The following is a 16444-nucleotide window of genomic DNA, read 5'->3' as shown; positions in this document are numbered from 1 at the left end:
CTGTGGGCACGTTCGCCTGCTGCCGGACTCCGCGTCCGACGCGAAGCACGGCCGGAAGACTTCGTTCTCTGCCCGCTGTGACAGCAGACGCCCGTCCGTCCTATCCGTCCGTCCTATCCGTTCGCCCCTCTCCGGATGTGGTGGCGAGGACCATCCGCAGGGTTGTGGCCGGCACATTCCGTCAGTGGGCGCGTACGCGACACAAGGCACCTGGGGTGTGCCGAGGGAGTCGGTCATGACCACTAACCCGGGCGAGAGCCGAGGTACGGGGACCAGGCCGGGACAGCGATGGTCCGCCCGCCCCCGGCCGGCATCAGCGGCGGCGCTGGCCGCCCCGACGGCGCTCGCCCCGAGGAGCGCGTGCACGGCCTGCGGGCAGGCGACCGGGATCGAGCCGTGCTGTCAGTCCTGCGGCCAGGTCCTCTTCCTCCCGCGGGGCCTCGCGCTGTCCACCCCCGGGCTCCGCTTCGGCGGCTACCTGCTGGAAGCAGCACTGTTCGTCTGCACGCTCGGCATCGGCTGGTTCATCTGGGCGTTCATCGTCTTCCAGCACGGCCAGACGCCCGCCAAGCAGCTCCTCCACATGAGGGTCGTCCACATCACGGACGCGGGCACCGCCCGGTGGGGGCGCATGTTCTTCCGGGAGTTCCTCGCGAAGGGGATCATCGGCGTCCTTGCCTGCTTCACCCTCTTCGTCCCCTACTTCTGGCTCCTGTGGGACCGCAACGGGCAGGAACTGTGGGACAAGATGGCCACGACCCTGGTCGTCACCGACCCGGCGGACCGGCTACGGCCACCCTCCCCGGACCATCCCACCGAAGCGGACGCCCAGACCTGGTGACGGGACCGTGATCGGGCGGCGCCGGGCGATGCCGTTGCTGTACTTCGCTGCTGTACGCCCCTGAAACGCCGAAGGCCCCGGAGTGATCCGGGGCCTTCGACCTGTGTGCACTCGGCAGGATTCGAACCTGCAACCTTCTGATCCGTAGTCAGATGCTCTATCCGTTAAGCTACGAGTGCTTGTTCTTTTGTTTTGTCTTCGCTCCCGGCCCTTTCGGCCCGCTCGCGGCGACAGGAAGAACATTACATGACTGCCGCCGCCATGTGAAATCCGGTCGGCATACCCGTTGTGACCTGCGGAAACGTTGCTCCTGGGCGGCGGAGGCGATCAAGGTCGGGAACGCCGAAGCCCCGGTCCTGGGGACCGGGGCTTCGGGATCCGTGCGGAGGCGGAGGGATTTGAACCCTCGATGGGCTTTAAGACCCAAACCGCATTAGCAGTGCGGCGCCATAGACCGGACTAGGCGACGCCTCCAGCACAACCGCTCACGCGAGCGCGCGATCGGTGCGTGCAGATGATGACACAGGCGAGCGCCCTGTCACCAATCGCCCCCCACGGTACTAGGCAGCCGGGCCGCAGGGCAAAGGGCTTCCCCGGCGGGGCGGACGGGGGGATCGGAGGGGCGCAGGGGGAAGATCGGCGGGGCGGACGGGTGTGGTCGCGCAACGTCCTGGGCGGTTCGGCGTTGGACGGGTATGACCTCTCTACTGTCGGGCGCCGGGCGGCGCCTGCTGCTGGCGTCTCTCGCCGGTGCCGCCTCCCTCCTCCCGCTCCTCACCGCCGTACCCGCCTCCGCGGCCGGTGCCGTGCCGCCGCCCGTCCGGCCCGAGGACCGGGGTGATCACCTGACCGCCGTGGTCCGGCACGCCGGGGCCGGGCGGGACGGGACGTACCAGGTGTCCTGTCACCCGGAGTCCGGCCGTCACCCGGACGTGGCGGGGGCCTGCCGGGTGCTCGACACGCGTACCCGGTGGGGGCGTGACCCCTTCGCGCCGGTGGACCCGGGTGCCGTCTGCACCCCGCTCTACGGCGGCCCGGCCACCGCCCATGTCACCGGCGTCTGGGCCGGCCGCCCGGTCGACGCCTCGTACGACCGCGGTGACGGGTGCCAGATCCGGCGGTGGGACCGGATGGTGCCCCTGCTGCCGCGCGCCGGCGCGTAGACGGCGGGCGGAGGGCGCGCGAGGGGGCTGGCGGACGCAGTGGTTCCGTAAAGGTCCGGGGGAGGGATCGGGGAGCCGGGGCATGCGGTCACACGTTCGGCGTCACTTCCTCGTGGGACCTCCCTCTCATCCGGCGCCGCGAGCGCGACCCGTGCGCTTAGACTCCCTCGCGTGACACGTCGCGGGCCGGTTGGCAAGATGGCCGGAGCGGTCGGCAAGGTGCGGTAACAGGGAGGAAGGCGTCTCGTGAGCAGCAGGCCATCCCGAGGCGCTGCTCGCCTCGCAGCCATACTCGACGCGCTGCCGGACGCGTTGGTCCTGGTCAACGCGAACGGAACCGTCGTCAACGCCAACACCATCGCGTTGGAGGCCTTCGAGGCGCCGGGGACCGCGCTCGTCGGGCGCGGGCTGCTCGATCTGCTGCCGGAATTCGACTCCCGGCTCATCCCCGGCTCGATGCGGCGGCCCGATCACATGGATCCCCGCGGGCGTACGAAGCCGACGCGGATGGTCGCGCGGCGGACCGACGGGAACGAGTTCCCGGTCGAGGTCACGAGCGCGAACCTGGAGAACGGGCAGCAGGCGTACGACGGTTACGGCTACACCGGTGACGAGCTGCTCATGCTCGTGGTCCGGGACCTGTCCGGGACCGTCGACACCGAGGCGGAGCTGGCGCGCTCGCAGCGGCAGACGGAGATGATCCTGCGGGCCGCGTCGGAGGGCGTCGTCGGCACCGACACCGACGGGCGGATCGTCCTCGTCAACCCGGCCGCCGCCCAGATACTGGGATACCGGGCCGGTGAACTGGGCGGCAAGGAGCTGCACACCCTGGTGCTGCACTCGCGTGCCGACGGCTCGCCGTTCCCGTACGAGGAGTCGCCGCTCGCCGACACCCTGCGTTCCGGGCGCAAGCACCGGGTGCGCGGGCAGGCGCTGTGGGCCAAGGGCGACCGGAAGGTGCCGGTCGATCTGACCACCGCGCCGGTACGTGACGGTGACCAGCTCGTCGGCGCCGTGATGACCTTCACCGACCGACGGCCGTTCGACTCCCTCTCGGAGGAGAAGGCCGCGCTGGAGAAGGCGCACACGGAGGAGCTGGAGCGGCTCTCCGAGGAGCACGCCTCCGACCTGACCGCACTGCGCCAGCAGCACGTCACCGAGCTGGAGGAGCTGCGCGAGAGCCACGCGGAGGAGGTCGCGGCCGGCGAGGAGCGGTACGCCTCGCTCGCCGAGCGGGAGAAGGACCGGTACGAGGCGCTGGCCGGCCGGCACGAGCAGTTGCTCACGTTGCTCGGGCAGTCGCTGCGCGGGCCGCTCGACGAGCTGCGCCGCGAACTGGCCGCGCTGGCCGCCGACGACGCCGGGCAGCTGTGGCCCGAGGCCAACCAGGTGCTTCACCATCTGTCGGCCGGTTACTCACGCATCACGACGCTGATCGACAACGTCCTCGGGTACCAGCGGCTGGACACGGGCGCCGAGGACATCACCCGTACGAAGGTGCTGCTGGACGCCGTCGTCGCCGCCGGTGTGGACGGCGCCGTCGAGCTGATCGGGCCGGGGCGGGTGCAGTTCGCCGTCCACGCGCCGCCCATCGAGGCGGAGGTCGACCCGCAGCGGCTCGCCACCGCGCTCGCCCATCTCGTGGCGGATGTCGCCGGAGTCGACGCCACGGGCAACACGCCCGTCTCGGCGGGCGGTTATCTGGACAACACGGTCGTGGTGGCGGCAGCGCAGCGCGGAGAGGTCGCCCGGATCGAGGTGCGCGGGCCGTACGCGGGCGGAGACCCGGTGCACGAGCCCATCGTGCGCGGGATCGTGCGCGCCCACGGCGGTGTCCTCCAGACGCACGAGGTGCCCGGCATGAGCGGCAGCGCGTACGTGCTGGAGGTGCCGCTCGGCGGCGGAGCGGGCGCGGTCACGGGCGGCGCGGGCCAGGCGGCGCTCGGGGGGCAGGCGGCCGTCGCGGGCCAGCCGGCGCTCCCGGGGCAGACAGCCCTTCCGGAGCGGACTCCGGGCGCCACGGTCGAGGCGACTGCCGACGACGGCGGCCTGGATGAGCAGGGGGCCGGCGGAGGGCGGCGGCGGGCACGCCGGGGCTCCACCGACGCCTTCCTGGAGAGTGACGTGGCCGGCGCGGTCGACGCCGGTGACCCGGACGCCCTGCCGACCGGCCGACGCCGGCGGCGGGCCGCCGCATCCGTCGGGGAACCGGCCGCGCTGCCCCCCGCGGTACCGGCGGAGGCTCCGGAGGGCGCGTCCGGCGGCACCGGACGGCGCCGTGGCCGGCCCTCCGACATCGACGGCGGTGACGGTTCCGGTGCGCCTGCCGGCGAAGCCGGTGGTACGGGCATGGTCGAGAGCGTGGCCGCCGAGGGTGCCGTGGTGACCGCGGCCGAGCATGCCGCTGGGGCCGCCGCCTCCGGTACGGGCCTCGGTGGCACCGTGCCGCCGCAGGGCGTACCCGTGCCCACGGGCCGGCGCGGCCGCCACGACTCCGGCGCCGCGCAGGCCGCCCTGCCGCCGGCCCTTCCCGTGGCGGGCGGCGCGTCGCACGCGGTGCCCGCGCACGGTGCGGGCCTGGCTCCCGGCGAGGGTGCGCAGGCGGTCGGGGACGACGACGGGCAGCCGACCGGACGGCGCCGGCGGGCACTGGCCGCCGCGGCGGAACGGGCCGCGGCCCAGGAGGCGGCGGGCAATCCGCGCGCGGTCTTCGCCCTGCCCCCGGCCGAGGCCGACCGGGCCCCCGACACGGCCGACGCGGCTGCCACGGTGGACGCGGTGGCTCCCGGTACGGGTCCGGGTTCGGGCCCGGTGCTGCCGGTAGCGGCTCCGGGCGCCGTCGCGCCCGTGGTGGCGGGCACCGGTGCCCCCGGGGAACCGGCCACGGACGCCCGTCTCGCTCCCGCGCCACCGGCGGCCCCGGCAGCCCCCGTGGCGCCGGGTGCCGACGCCGGTCAGCCGCATCAGCCGCAGGCGGCCGGTGCCGGGTCGTTGCCCGGACAGGTGCAGATGCCCGCGCAGCAGCCGGTGTCCGTCAGGGGTGTTCCGGGTGCCCCGGGCTTCCCGGGGGACGACGGCCGGCACGACGCCGTACCGCTCGACCAGTCCGAGGACCACACCCCGCCGCAGCCGCATCCCACCAGCGCCCCGACCGGCCGGCGCCGCCGGGCGGTGGCACCCGGGACCGTCCCGGGACAGGCCGTCCACGGACAGGCGGCTCCCGGGCAAGCGGCTCCCGGGCAGCCGGTGCCGGCGGCGCCCGTCGCTCCCGGCCAGGCCCCGCACGGCACGGCCGTACCGCAGGCTCCCGGGCACCCGGGACACGGCGTTCCGGCGCAGGGTACGGCCGGAGCGGGCATCCCGGCCCAGGGCGGTCCCGCCGTGCCCGCGGGCCAGCCGCAGACCGCGGCTCCGGGTGCCGCGCAGGCGGGCCCCGGTACCCGGCCCGGCGCCGTCGCCCCGGGCCGGCCGGCTACGGCCACCCAGTCCGTCTTGCCCGCCCAGGGCACGGCGCACGGCCAGCCCGTGCCCGGCCCTCAGGGAGCACAGCCGTCGGCCGCGCCCGCCCACGGCACCGCCGCACAGCCCGCGTCCGCCGGCCAGGCCCGGCAGCAGGCCACGGCCGTACCGGCCCAGGGCACGCACGGACATGCCGGACCCGCCCAGGCCCCGGCGGCACAGGTTCCGGCCGGGCAGCCGGGGACGCCGTCCGCCGGCAGCCCGGTGGTGCCGCTGGGTGTCCTTCCGCCGCCCACGGAGACCGGTGCGGCGGGGCAGGCCCTGCCCGTACCGCCCGGTGCCCCCCGGCAGTGGCCGGGCGCCGGCGACACCGGCGGTGCGGTGACACCCACGCCCGCGCCCGGCACTCCGCTGCCCGGCACTCCGCTTCCTGGCACCCCGCTGCCGGGTGGACAGCCGCAGCGGGCCGCGCAGCCGTTGCCCGCGGAGGCCGCGGGTGGCGCGCCGGTCGACCCCGACTCGACGCAGGGGCGGGCCATCAGCGTCCGTACCCTCGGACAGGGCGTGCCGTTCGCACGCCAGGCCGCGCAGGTGCAGCAGCCGACGGCGACGCCGCCGCCGCACGCGCCGGGCGGTTCGGGCCGTCGGCGCAGGCTGGGCACGCCCCCCGACCCGGCCGCCCGTCCGGAACCGCAGCCGGAGCAGGCGGCCCGGCCGCACCCGTCGGCCGGACCGGCGCCCGCCCAGCCGTCGCTGGGCGGCCAGGCACCCCTTTCCCCGTCGCGGCCGGCCGCCGGGACCGAGGGGATCGGGCGGTCGTACGCCATAGGGGCGCCGGGTCCCGGCGCAGCCGAGGGGCCGGAGCCGCTGGACGGGCCGGGCGGGGCCGTCGAGGTGGCGGACACCCCACGCCCGCAGCCGCTGGACGACGAGCTGCCCCCGGAGCCGCTGGACAACCCGCGCCGGTTGCTGGTGTGGCCCGCGCCGGACATGACGACCCAGCAGGCGCTCAGCGACCGCGGGTACCGGCCGGTCATCGTGCACTCCCGCGAGGAGGTCGACGCGCAGATCGCGGCCTTCCCCGCCGCGCTGTTCGTGGATCCCCTGACCGGGCCCATCACCCGTACGGCGCTCCAGTCGCTGCGGCAGGCCGCCGTGGCGGCCGAGGTGCCGGTGCTGGTGACGGCCGGGCTCGGGCAGGCGACGCGCGAGGCGGCGTACGGCGCCGATCCCGCCGTCCTGCTGAAGGCGCTGGCCCCCCGGGACAGTGAGCAGCATCCGCCGCGGGTGCTGCTCATCGAGGAGCACGCGGAGATCGCGCTGGCGCTGACCTCGACGCTGGAGCGGCGCGGGATGCAGGTGGCGCGGGCCGCGAGCGACGACGACGCGGTGACGCTGGCGGGGCAGTTCCGGCCGAACCTGGTGGTGATGGACCTGATGCAGGTGCATGGGCGGCGGGCCGGACACGCCGGGATCATCGACTGGCTGAGGGTGAACGGGCAGCTCAACCGCACCCCGCTCGTCGTCTACACCGCCGCTGTCGACCAGGCCGACCTGCCCCGGCTGGCCTCCGGTGAGACCGTGCTGTTCCTCGCCGAGCGGTCCACCAGCACCGAGGTGCAGAGCAGGATCGTCGACCTGCTCGCGCGGATCGGTACCAACTAGCCGCGCGCGGCGGTCGGCCCGATCGGGCACCTCGGTCGGCCGGGCGCGCCGGACGCCGGGGTCAGCGGGCGACCAGTCGTCGGGCCGCTTCCCTGACCGAGGCGCGCAGGCGGTCCCGGTCGGTGTCCTCGGTGCCCACCACGATGCGGCGCATCTGGGGGACGACGGCGGCCCAGTTGGCCAGGCCGATGAGGAGGAAGAGCAGGTCGCGGGCCGGGATCGCGTCGGTGATCACGCCCCGTTCCTGGCCGTCCCGGAGTGCGTCGATCTTCTGCCGGTAATGCTCATGGCGCCCGTTCTCATCGGGCAGTTCGGTGTCGGCGCCGTACTCCAGGCCCTCCCAGAAGAGCAGGCGGAGCACCTCGGGGTGGGCGGCGTGGTAGTCGATCACGCGGTCGGTCCAGCCCTCGATGTCGTCGGGGGTCACGGGGACGGCGACGGCCAGGTCGAGCATCGACTTCTCCAGGACCCGGGTGAACAGCTCCGCCTTGTTGCCGAAGTAGGCGTAGATCAGCTGTTTGTTGGCCTTCGCCCGGTCGGCGATGCGGTCGATGCGGGCGCCCGCGATGCCGTGCCGGGCGAACTCGGCGAGCGCCGCGCCGAAGATGCGGGCTCTGGTGGCCTCGGGGTCCCTGACTGCTCCCATGCGGACAGGGTAGAGGGCGGCGGACGGGTAACCAACTATTTGGTTGCCATGGTTGACGGGAATGCGGGGGCCGGGCACGCTTTTGCAGATCCCAGGTTCCAACCAACCAGTTAGTTATCCGAGAACCCAGTCCGTCACCCGAGCCGGTTCCCAAGGAGTAGCTCCGCCCATGCCGTCAGCGACCAGCACCGAGCAGGCACACGAGATCCGGATCCCCGCACGCGGACGGCCCGCCGCCTCCGGCTCCCTCTTCCTCCTCCTCATCGCCGTCTGCACCGCCGTCACGGCCGCCAACATCTACCTCGCGGCCCCGCTGCTCCCCCTCATCGCCCACGACTTCGGCACGGTTCCCTCGGCCGTGACCTGGATCGCCTCCGTCGCCCAGTTCGGCTACGCCGCCGGACTGCTCTTCTTCGCCCCGCTCGGCGACCGCGTCAATCGGCGCCCGCTCGTCGCCGGCCTCTCCGTCGCCACCACGGTCGCCCTGGTCGTCGCCGCCGTCGCGCCCGGCACCGCGGCCCTCGCCGCCGCCGTGTTCGCCGCCGCGGCCGCGACCGTCGTCCCCCAGCTGCTCGTCCCGCTGGTCGCCGAACGGGCACCCGCCGACCGGCGCGCCCGGCATGTCGCGGCCGTCATCGCCGGACTGTTCACCGGCATCGTCGCGGCCCGCGTCCTCGGCGGTCTCGCCGGGCAGGCCTTCGGCTGGCGCTGGGTGTTCGCCGGGTCCGCGGCGCTGACCCTCGCCCTGGGACTGGCCACCGCCCTCGCCCTCCCGGCGGAGCGGCGCACCCGGCAGGGCGCCCTGTTCTCGGGCATAGCCGAGCTGCCGGGCCTCCTGCGCCGCTCCCCCGACCTGTGGCGGGCGTGCCTGCGGCAGGCGGGGATGTTCGGCGCCTGGAGCGCCCTGTGGACCACTCTCGCGCTGCTGCTGACCGGCCCCTCGTACGGCCTGTCCACCGCGACCGCCGGGCTCTTCGGCCTCTTCGGGCTCACCTCCAGCGCGGTGGCGCCGCTGGCCGGCGGCCTGGTGGACCGGTTCGGCGCCACGCGGGTCGTGGGCACCGCGTATCTGCTGGCCGCGGTGGCCGTGCCGCTGTTCTGGCTGGGCGGGCAGGTGCTGGTCGCGCTGTGCGCCGCCGCGATCGCGATCCACGCCGCCCTGGTCGCCTCCCACGTCGCCAACCAGACCCTGGCCCTGACCACGACCTCCACCCCGGCCACCGCCAACACCGCCTACGTCGTCTCCGGTTTCGCCGGCGGAGCCCTCGCCTCGGCCGCCGCGGGCCCCGCCTTCGGGCACTGGGGCTGGGGCGGGGTGTGCGCGGTCGCGGCAGTCTGGCTGGTCCTGGGCTGGGCGGCCACGGCGAGCCGGCCGGGGCGGTAGAAGCGGTCGGGGGCGGTCGGGGCGGGGCCGAGGGCCCCGCCCGGGCGGACACGGCGCCGACGGCATGGCGGCGCCGTGCCGTACGACGCCCATCGGGCCGTACGACTGCCAGGAGAGCGCCGGCGTCGCTCAGAGAGTGGTGACGTCCAGGCGGCCGTCCGCGTAGTCCCTGCGCAGCACCTTCTTGTCGAACTTGCCCACGCTCGTCTTCGGCACCGACTCGATCACCGTCCAGCGTTCCGGCAGCTGCCACCTGGCGATGTGGCCCTCTTCGGCGAGGAAGGCGCGCAGGGCGGCGAAGTCGGTGGTCGCGCCCTCGCGGAGGACGACCGTGGCCAGCGGGCGCTCGCCCCACTTCTCGTCGGGTACGGCCACCACGGCGGCCTCGGCGACGTCCGGGTGGGACATCAGCGCGTTCTCCAGCTCGACGGAGGAGATCCACTCGCCGCCGGACTTGATGACGTCCTTGGCGCGGTCGGTGAGGGTGAGGAAGCCGTCGGGGGAGATCGTGCCGACGTCACCCGTCTTCAGCCAGCCGTCCTCGCTGAACTTGTCGGCGGGCCGCAGGGGCTCGGCGTCGGGGCCGTTGTAGTAGGCACCGGCGATCCAGGGGCCCCGCACCTCCAGCTCGCCCGCCGACTCGCCGTCCCAGGGCAGGCGTCCGCCGCCGGGGCCGGTGAGCCGGGCCTCGACGCCGGCCGGGAAGCGGCCCTGGGTGAGGCGGTAGGCCAGTTCCTCCTCGGTGCCGACCGCGTGGGCCGGCGGGCGGGCCACCGTGCCCAGCGGGGAGGTCTCCGTCATGCCCCAGGCGTGACAGACCCGCATGCCCAGCTTGTCGAAGGCCTCCATCAGGGAGGGCGGGCAGGCCGAGCCGCCGATGGTGACCTGGGTGAGGGAGGAGACGTTCCGGGGGCGGCCGGTGAGTTCGGCGAGCAGGCCCTGCCAGATGGTGGGCACGGCCGCGGCGTGCGTCGGCTGCTCGGTCTCGATCATCTCGGCGAGCGGGGCGGGCTGGAGGAAGCGGTCGGGCATCAGGAGGTTGACGCCGGTCATGAAGGTGGCGTGCGGCAGGCCCCAGGCGTTGACGTGGAACTGGGGGACCACGACCAGGGAGGTGTCCTGGTCGGACAGGCCCATCGACTGGGCCATGTTGACCTGCATGGAGTGCAGGTAGATCGAACGGTGGCTGTAGACCACGCCCTTGGGGTCGCCGGTCGTGCCGGAGGTGTAGCACATGGCGGCAGCCTGGCGTTCGTCCAGCTCCGGCCAGTCGTAGTGGGTGGGCCGGCCGGCGATCAGCTCCTCGTACTCGTGCACCCGGGCGCCGGCGCCGGCCAGCGGGGTGCGGTCGCCGGGACCGGAGACGACGATGTGCTCCAGCGTCGGCAGCTTGGGGAGCAGGGGCGCGAGCAGCGTGATGAGCGAGCCGTTGACGACGACGACCTTGTCGGCCGCGTGGTTGACGATCCACACCAGCTGCTCGGCGGGCAGCCGCAGGTTGAGGGTGTGCAGCACGGCGCCCATGGACGGGATCGCGAAGTACGCCTCGACGTGTTCGGCGTTGTTCCACATGAGCGTGGCGACCCGGTCGTCGCCGGTCACCCCGAGTTCGTCGCGCAGGGCGTGCGCCAGCTGGGCGGCGCGGGCGCCGATCCCGGCGAAGGTGCGCCGGTGCGGCTCGGGCTCCCCGGTCCAGGTGGTCACCTGTGACGAGCCGTGGACCGCCGCCCCGTGGGTCAGGATCCTCGAGATCAGCAGCGGTACGTCCTGCATGGTGCTCAGCACGGCGGCGTCCTCCTGGGCGACATTGCCTACGCGGTGGGAGAGGTTGCGCTGATTCTGCGCACATACCGCGCGGTATGTCACTAGGGGGAGGAAAATTGGGGTCAGCGGGCGAGCGTCAGCTCCGCGTCCTCCCGCAGCTTGCCGAGCGCACGCGACACCGCGGACTTCACCGTGCCCACCGACACCCCGAGCACCTCGGCGGTCTGGGCCTCGCTGAGATCCTCGTAGTAGCGCAGGACGACCATCGCCCGCTGCCGCGCCGGCAGCTTCATGACCGCGCGCCACATGGCGTCGTGCAGGGCCTGCCGCTCGGCCGGGTCCTCGCCGCCGGGCGCGTGGTCCGGCTCGGGCAGTTCCTCACAGGCGAACTCGTCCACTCTTCGTTTGCGCCACTGCGAGGTCCGGGTGTTCAGCAGCGCCCGGCGCACATAGCCGTCGAGCGCCCGCTGGTCCTCGATCCGCTCCCACGCCAGGTACGTCTTGGCGAGCGCGGTCTGGAGCAGGTCCTCGGCGTCGCACGGGTTCGCGGTCAGCGAGCGCGCGGCGCGCAGCAGGACCGGCTGGCGGGCGCGCACGTACGACGCGAACGACGGGTACGCGGGGGCGCCCGGGCTGAGCCGGGAGTCGTGGAGGGTCTGCCGCGCTGGTGCGGCGGCGGCCGAGGCGCTGGTGCAGACGGGCGTGGTCATGGCTCCACGCTAGGAGCGGGCCCACTCCGGCGGATCGGCCGCAGGTCCCGAAGCGGAGTCCCCCTCAGGTTGTAGGGGTGGGGCCGGCTCCACCTCCTGTAGGTGGAGTACGGGGTGTGTGCTGTCTGCGGGTAGACCCCGAGACCACGGCCGCCCGGCCCTGCGGCTCTCCGTGCGACGCCACCTTTCCTTTTTCGAACACACATACGAACATAGAGTCATGGCCACCACCGACCGGCAGGCCACGACGCTGGCCCTCGCCCACGCCCTGTCAGCCGCCGAACGCGGCCTGGCCGTCATCCCCCTCTCCCGGACGAAGCTCCCGGCCCTGCGTTCCCCCCACCACGACGACCCCGACCCGGCCGGACCCCGCTGCCACGGCCGGTGCGGCCGCCCCGGCCACGGCGTGTACGACGCCTCGGCCGACCCGGCCCGCGTCCGCGCCCTCTTCGCCGCCGCCCCCTGGGCCACCGGCTACGGCATCGCCTGCGGACTGCCCCCGTACCATCTGATCGGCGTCGACCTGGACACCAAGTCCGCCACGGACTCCTCGGCCGCCCTGCGCGAACTGGCCCTGCGCCACCTGTTCACGATCCCCGAGACGGTCGTCGTCCTCACGCCCAGCGGAGGCCGCCACCTGTGGCTGACCGGCCCGCCGGACGTCACGGTGCCCAACTCGGCAGGCCGCCTCGCCCCCGGCATCGACATCCGCGGCGCCGGCGGCTACCTGGTGGGCCCCGGCTCCCGCACCGACCACGGCATCTACGCCACGGCCCCCGGCACCGCCGCCCTGCCTCCCGCCCCCTGCCCGCCGTCCCTCCTGCGCCTCCTCCTGCCCCCGTCGCGCCCTTGCCTTCCGGCGCCGCCCGTCCCCGGCGACCACGGCCGCGGCCTGGTCCAGTTCGTCCTCGCCGCGCACGAGGGCCAGCGCAACACCCGCCTGTTCTGGGCGGCCTGCCGCGCCTACGAGAACGGCATCGGCCCGGCCCTGGAGGCTCCTCTCACCGAGGCGGCCCTCCACACCGGCCTCTCGGAACGCGAGGCCCGCGCGACGATCACATCAGCCGCCCGCATGACGGGCCACCGCCCCTGACGCCCCGCTGGTCGGCTCAGCGCCTTCTCGACGGCCTCGCAGATGCGCGTCGCCGCGGGCGATCACCGGGAGGCGGGACGGCGGAGGGGCCGCGGTCCGATGGGAAGTTGAGCGGGCCCGGCCGGGCGACGTGCCCCGTCGCCGAGGCGTCTGCGGGCGGACGGACGTGGTCGGTCACTGCTCGACGTGACGACGGGTGCGACAGGGAACACGACGAGCCTGCCCCGCAGGACACGTTCCCGTGCCCCGCCTCGCCCCGCTCTACGCAATGAAGGGCCCCCGACCGGCGTATCCGGTCGGGGGCCGTTCACCCGCGGTGGGTGTGGGATTTGAACCCACGGTGACATCGCTGCCACGACGGTTTTCAAGACCGTTCCCTTAGGCCGCTCGGGCAACCCACCTGGGCCCCGTCCCACCTGGGGCGGAGCGGGTACACCTTACCGGGATCGGGCGCTGCTCGGGGGGCATGGTCCACACGGGGTCCACCGGCACTGATTCCGCTCCCGGCACCCAGCACTGCCGATCAACCCTCGGAGGCCGATCCCGTCCCGGCCATGACGTCCAGTGCTCAAGCTATGAGACCTGTACTACAGCCAGCTCGGGCGGCTGATCGACGCGAGGGAGCCTGCCTGGGAGCGTGCACGGTGACCCCGGCCGTGCTGCCGGGCTCCTCCACTACCTGTCGACGCTCGCCGGACTCGGCAGGCGGCCGGACAGACTGACCGAAGTGCCAGACCCGCGACGCCTGCACGTACGCGGCCAGAGTTTCCGCCGGGACGTGTCCCGTACCGGTGCCGACCCGCCATGGGCCTATATCACGTGCCGCTGCAGGCGTAAGGGGTGCCGTGAAGCCGGACCTCACGGTCCGAAGTCGAGCTCGAAGGCGTCAGTCAGGAGTTGTTCGGTCCACAACGTCTTACCGTGCTCTGTGTAGCGACCTCCCCAGCGGTGAGAGAGCTGCGCGACGAGGAACAGTCCCCGGCCGCCCTCGTCCGTCAGCCGCGCCCGGCGCAGGCGCGGCTGCGTCTCATTGGTGTCGGACACTTCGCACGTCAGCACCGTGTCCAGGATGAGTCGCAGCCGAAACGGCCCGTCCCCCCCGTAGCGGATGGCGTTGGTGACGAGCTCGCTGACGATCAGTTCGGCACTGAACGTCAGGTGGTTCAGGTTCCATGCCTCAAGGTGGCCGTCCACGAACTTCCGTGCCTGGGCGACGACCGCGGGATCGGCGGGGAAGTCGAAGGAGGCGACCCTGTCCGAGGCCAGACGGCGGGTCCGGGCGACGAGGAAGGACACGTCCTCGTCCGGAGGGACAGGCAGGAGTTCATCGACCACCCTGTGCGCTGCTTCCGCCGCCGTGTCCTGCTGCGAGACGGCCGCCTGCAGGGTCCTGGTGAACCGGTGCCGAAGCAGGCCATCCTCGTCACCGGCGAGGAGAGAGCCGGTGAAGAAGGCGAGCAGGCTGCCCGGCGGCAGCTCGACGGTGACCGACTCGAACGGGTTCCCCCCGACGCCAAGTGCCGGTCCGGGCTTCGCCCCGAGGTCCCGCGCATCCCCGCCCGGCATGACGAGCAGGGGGACAGGGTGCCCGGCGCTGGCCATCTCGCACCAGCCCTCGACGGCGTCGTACACGCAGTACAGGCAGGTGGCTCCGGTCGCCAGTGGACCGGTGGGCACCACCGGCCGTGCAAGTCGGACTGGCGGTTCGTCGCTCCCCTCTCCCGCCTCCGCCTCGCCGAGCCTGACCGCCAGATCATCCAGACGGGTCAGCAGCTCGCTGGGCGGGAGTTCCAGATCTGCGAGCGTCTGCACAGCCGTCCGCAGACGGCCCATCGTCGCCGACGCCTCCAACCCGTGTCCGGCGACCTCCCCGACGACCATCGCCACCCGGGCCGAGGACAACGGAATCACGTCGAACCACGTCCCGCCCATACCCGCCGTCGTGGCGGCCGGCACGTACCGCCCGGCCGTCTGCACTGCGCTGGTCTCACTGGCCGCCGGCGGCAGCAGACTGCGCTGAAGGGCTTCGGCGGTGCGCTGCTCGCGGGTGTAGCGGCGTGCGTTGTCCAGGCCCAGAGCGGCTCGGGACATGATCACCTCGGCAAGTTCGGCGTCGGCCTGACCGTACGGAGGCTGCCGAGGGGTCCGCCACAGGGGCACGGCACCCAGTACATGCCCCCGTGCGGTCAAGGGGACGACGAGGAGGGACGACGCAGCGTCCGGCAACAACAACCGCGCATGGGCGGGGTCGTCGGCCAGCAGCTTCCGAAGCCGGCTCAGTTCCGACTCGACAATGGGGCGTCCGAGGTTCAGATTGTCGCTCTCGCACCGTTGTAGCCGGAAGGTCGCGTCACGGGCGTACACCTCAGCCGGCCAGTGCCCGTCGTAGGCCGAGACGGCGACGCGCCGCAGAGGGGCATCCATTCGGAAGTCACTGGGCTCTCCTCCCAGGAGGACGGCCTCCATCAGATCCACGGCGACCAGGTCCGCGAACCCCTGGCTCACCAGGCAGTCCGCGAGTTCCTCCGCGATACGGCACATGTCCAGATCGCCACCGACGCGATCCGCCACCGATTGGAGCAGGCCCATCCGCTGCCGGGCCACGTACTGGTCGGTCACATCGGTGAAGATCACCGCCACGCCGATCGGGTTGGTGCCGGCGTCCTCGAGCCGGAAGGCCGACAGCGACACCGCCCGTTCGAGCTCCGGCGCGTCGCGACGCCGGGCCCGGTGCACCCAGTCCACCAAAGGCTCACCGGTGTCCGCCACGCGTCGCAGTTGCTCGTTCACCGCGGCGGCGTCCTCCGGCAGTACGACCTCTTCGATGCCCTGTCCCAGCGGATCGACGGCCGTCCCTACGGCCGACGGCCGGCCGAGCGACTCGGGTGTGAGGTTCAGCCGCGTCGTGGACAGATCAAGCTCATGGATCGCGAGCCCGACCTTCGTCTGTCGGAACAGTGCCCGTACCAGTGCGGTGTTCTCTTCGCGGCGCACCGCCACCATGGCCGGAACGATCTCGACGAGACAGCCTCTTCCGCCCGTCCCCTGTGTACGGTGCGCCTCCCACCACACGCGCACGGTCGACCCGTCCTGTTGCCGCACGTCCGCCCAGCCGCTGCGGTCCTGCGGCGGAAGCGGGGCCGACACCGTGTCCCAGCTGTCGAAGTCGATCCGCAGTTCGCTTATGTGCCTGCCACACACGTCCTCGGCCGGGCGGTCCGTCACCGTGCGTAGCCGCCCCTGGCACATCACCACGCGTCCGCCACCGTCCAGGAGCAGCACGACACGGCCCCCGGACACCTGCTCCACGTCAAACAGGTCGGTGCGCCCGCTCACCGGACCTCCGTCCATCCCTTGGGCAGTCTTATGCCTCAACGATAGGCACCATGCGGCAAGGGCGCTGCTCAGGCATGACCGGGCCGCTGTCCAGCGAGTTCCCGGCCCCGGTCCGCCGGTTCTCGGTCCACGCCTGTTCCACACGCACTGATCCACAACGCGAAAGGGCCGGACCATGGTGAGACAGGCACCATGCAGAAGGGGCGTCCCTGTTCGAGGGACACCCCTTCGGAGCAGCACGTCTCTGACCTGCGGAGGCGGTGGGATTCGAACCCACGGTGACGGTTCACGTCACTACGGTTTTCAAGACCGTGCCCTCAGGCCGCTCGGGCAACCCACCCGCGCCCCGGCCCACCTGGGGCGGAGCGGATACAGCGTACCGG

At 73.3% G+C, this 16444-nt stretch carries 9 protein-coding genes and 4 tRNA genes; 5 read left to right on the top strand and 8 right to left on the bottom strand.

Annotated elements, in window-relative coordinates; genetic code table 11:
• Positions 1 to 235 precede the first annotated feature (235 nt).
• Positions 236 to 841: an RDD family protein gene (locus ABZ117_RS10395; protein ID WP_356819237.1), complete on the top strand. Its 606-nt coding sequence runs from the start codon at positions 236 to 238 to the stop codon at positions 839 to 841.
• Positions 842 to 947: 106 nt separating this feature from the next.
• Here ABZ117_RS10395 and ABZ117_RS10390 read toward each other — a convergent pair.
• A tRNA-Arg gene (locus tag ABZ117_RS10390) sits at positions 948 to 1020 on the bottom strand.
• Between the two features lie 204 nt (positions 1021 to 1224).
• Positions 1225 to 1315, bottom strand: a tRNA-Ser gene (locus ABZ117_RS10385).
• A 221-nt stretch (positions 1316 to 1536) separates the two neighbouring features.
• Here ABZ117_RS10385 and ABZ117_RS10380 point away from each other — a divergent pair.
• The gene (locus ABZ117_RS10380) at positions 1537 to 2004 is read left to right on the top strand and encodes an SSI family serine proteinase inhibitor (protein ID WP_356819235.1); all 468 of its coding nucleotides are present in this window, start codon (positions 1537 to 1539) and stop codon (positions 2002 to 2004) included.
• A gap of 246 nt (positions 2005 to 2250) precedes the next feature.
• Positions 2251 to 7128: a PAS domain-containing protein gene (locus ABZ117_RS10375; RefSeq protein ID WP_356819233.1), complete on the top strand. Its 4878-nt coding sequence runs from the start codon at positions 2251 to 2253 to the stop codon at positions 7126 to 7128.
• 61 nt (positions 7129 to 7189) lie between these two features.
• On the opposite strand, the gene ABZ117_RS10370 is transcribed toward ABZ117_RS10375, so the two are convergent.
• On the bottom strand, positions 7190 to 7774 hold the full coding sequence (locus tag ABZ117_RS10370) for a TetR family transcriptional regulator (RefSeq protein WP_356819231.1): 585 nt from the start codon (positions 7772 to 7774) through the stop codon (positions 7190 to 7192).
• A gap of 169 nt (positions 7775 to 7943) precedes the next feature.
• Between ABZ117_RS10370 and ABZ117_RS10365 the strand changes: the two genes are divergently transcribed.
• Complete coding sequence (locus ABZ117_RS10365; protein ID WP_356819229.1) at positions 7944 to 9158, top strand: MFS transporter; 1215 nt, start codon at positions 7944 to 7946, stop codon at positions 9156 to 9158.
• A gap of 129 nt (positions 9159 to 9287) precedes the next feature.
• Here ABZ117_RS10365 and ABZ117_RS10360 read toward each other — a convergent pair whose 3' ends face one another.
• Entirely contained in the window at positions 9288 to 10943 is a 1656-nt protein-coding gene (locus ABZ117_RS10360; protein ID WP_356819227.1) for a long-chain fatty acid--CoA ligase, read from the bottom strand.
• Positions 10944 to 11044: 101 nt separating this feature from the next.
• Positions 11045 to 11632: a SigE family RNA polymerase sigma factor gene (locus ABZ117_RS10355; RefSeq protein ID WP_356819226.1), complete on the bottom strand. Its 588-nt coding sequence runs from the start codon at positions 11630 to 11632 to the stop codon at positions 11045 to 11047.
• Between the two features lie 220 nt (positions 11633 to 11852).
• On the opposite strand from ABZ117_RS10355, the gene ABZ117_RS10350 reads away from it, so the two are divergent.
• Positions 11853 to 12725, top strand: a complete 873-nt coding sequence (locus tag ABZ117_RS10350) for a bifunctional DNA primase/polymerase (RefSeq protein ID WP_356819224.1) — start codon at positions 11853 to 11855, stop codon at positions 12723 to 12725.
• 314 nt (positions 12726 to 13039) lie between these two features.
• Here the strand turns inward: ABZ117_RS10350 and ABZ117_RS10345 are convergent.
• The 3 genes from ABZ117_RS10345 to ABZ117_RS10335 form a co-directional block, all read right to left on the bottom strand.
• A tRNA-Ser gene (locus ABZ117_RS10345) sits at positions 13040 to 13126 on the bottom strand.
• 457 nt (positions 13127 to 13583) lie between these two features.
• Positions 13584 to 16061 (bottom strand): SpoIIE family protein phosphatase, encoded by a 2478-nt coding sequence (locus tag ABZ117_RS10340; protein ID WP_356819222.1) that lies wholly within the window; start codon positions 16059 to 16061, stop codon positions 13584 to 13586.
• 250 nt (positions 16062 to 16311) lie between these two features.
• Positions 16312 to 16404, bottom strand: a tRNA-Ser gene (locus tag ABZ117_RS10335).
• Positions 16405 to 16444: the final 40 nt, after the last annotated feature.

Source organism: Streptomyces sp. NPDC006309 (genome assembly GCF_040613095.1).
In the GTDB taxonomy this organism is placed as follows: Bacteria; Actinomycetota; Actinomycetes; order Streptomycetales; family Streptomycetaceae; genus Streptomyces.
Note: the sequence above shows the minus strand (reverse complement) of the source record. Positions and strands in the feature narration are given on the sequence as shown.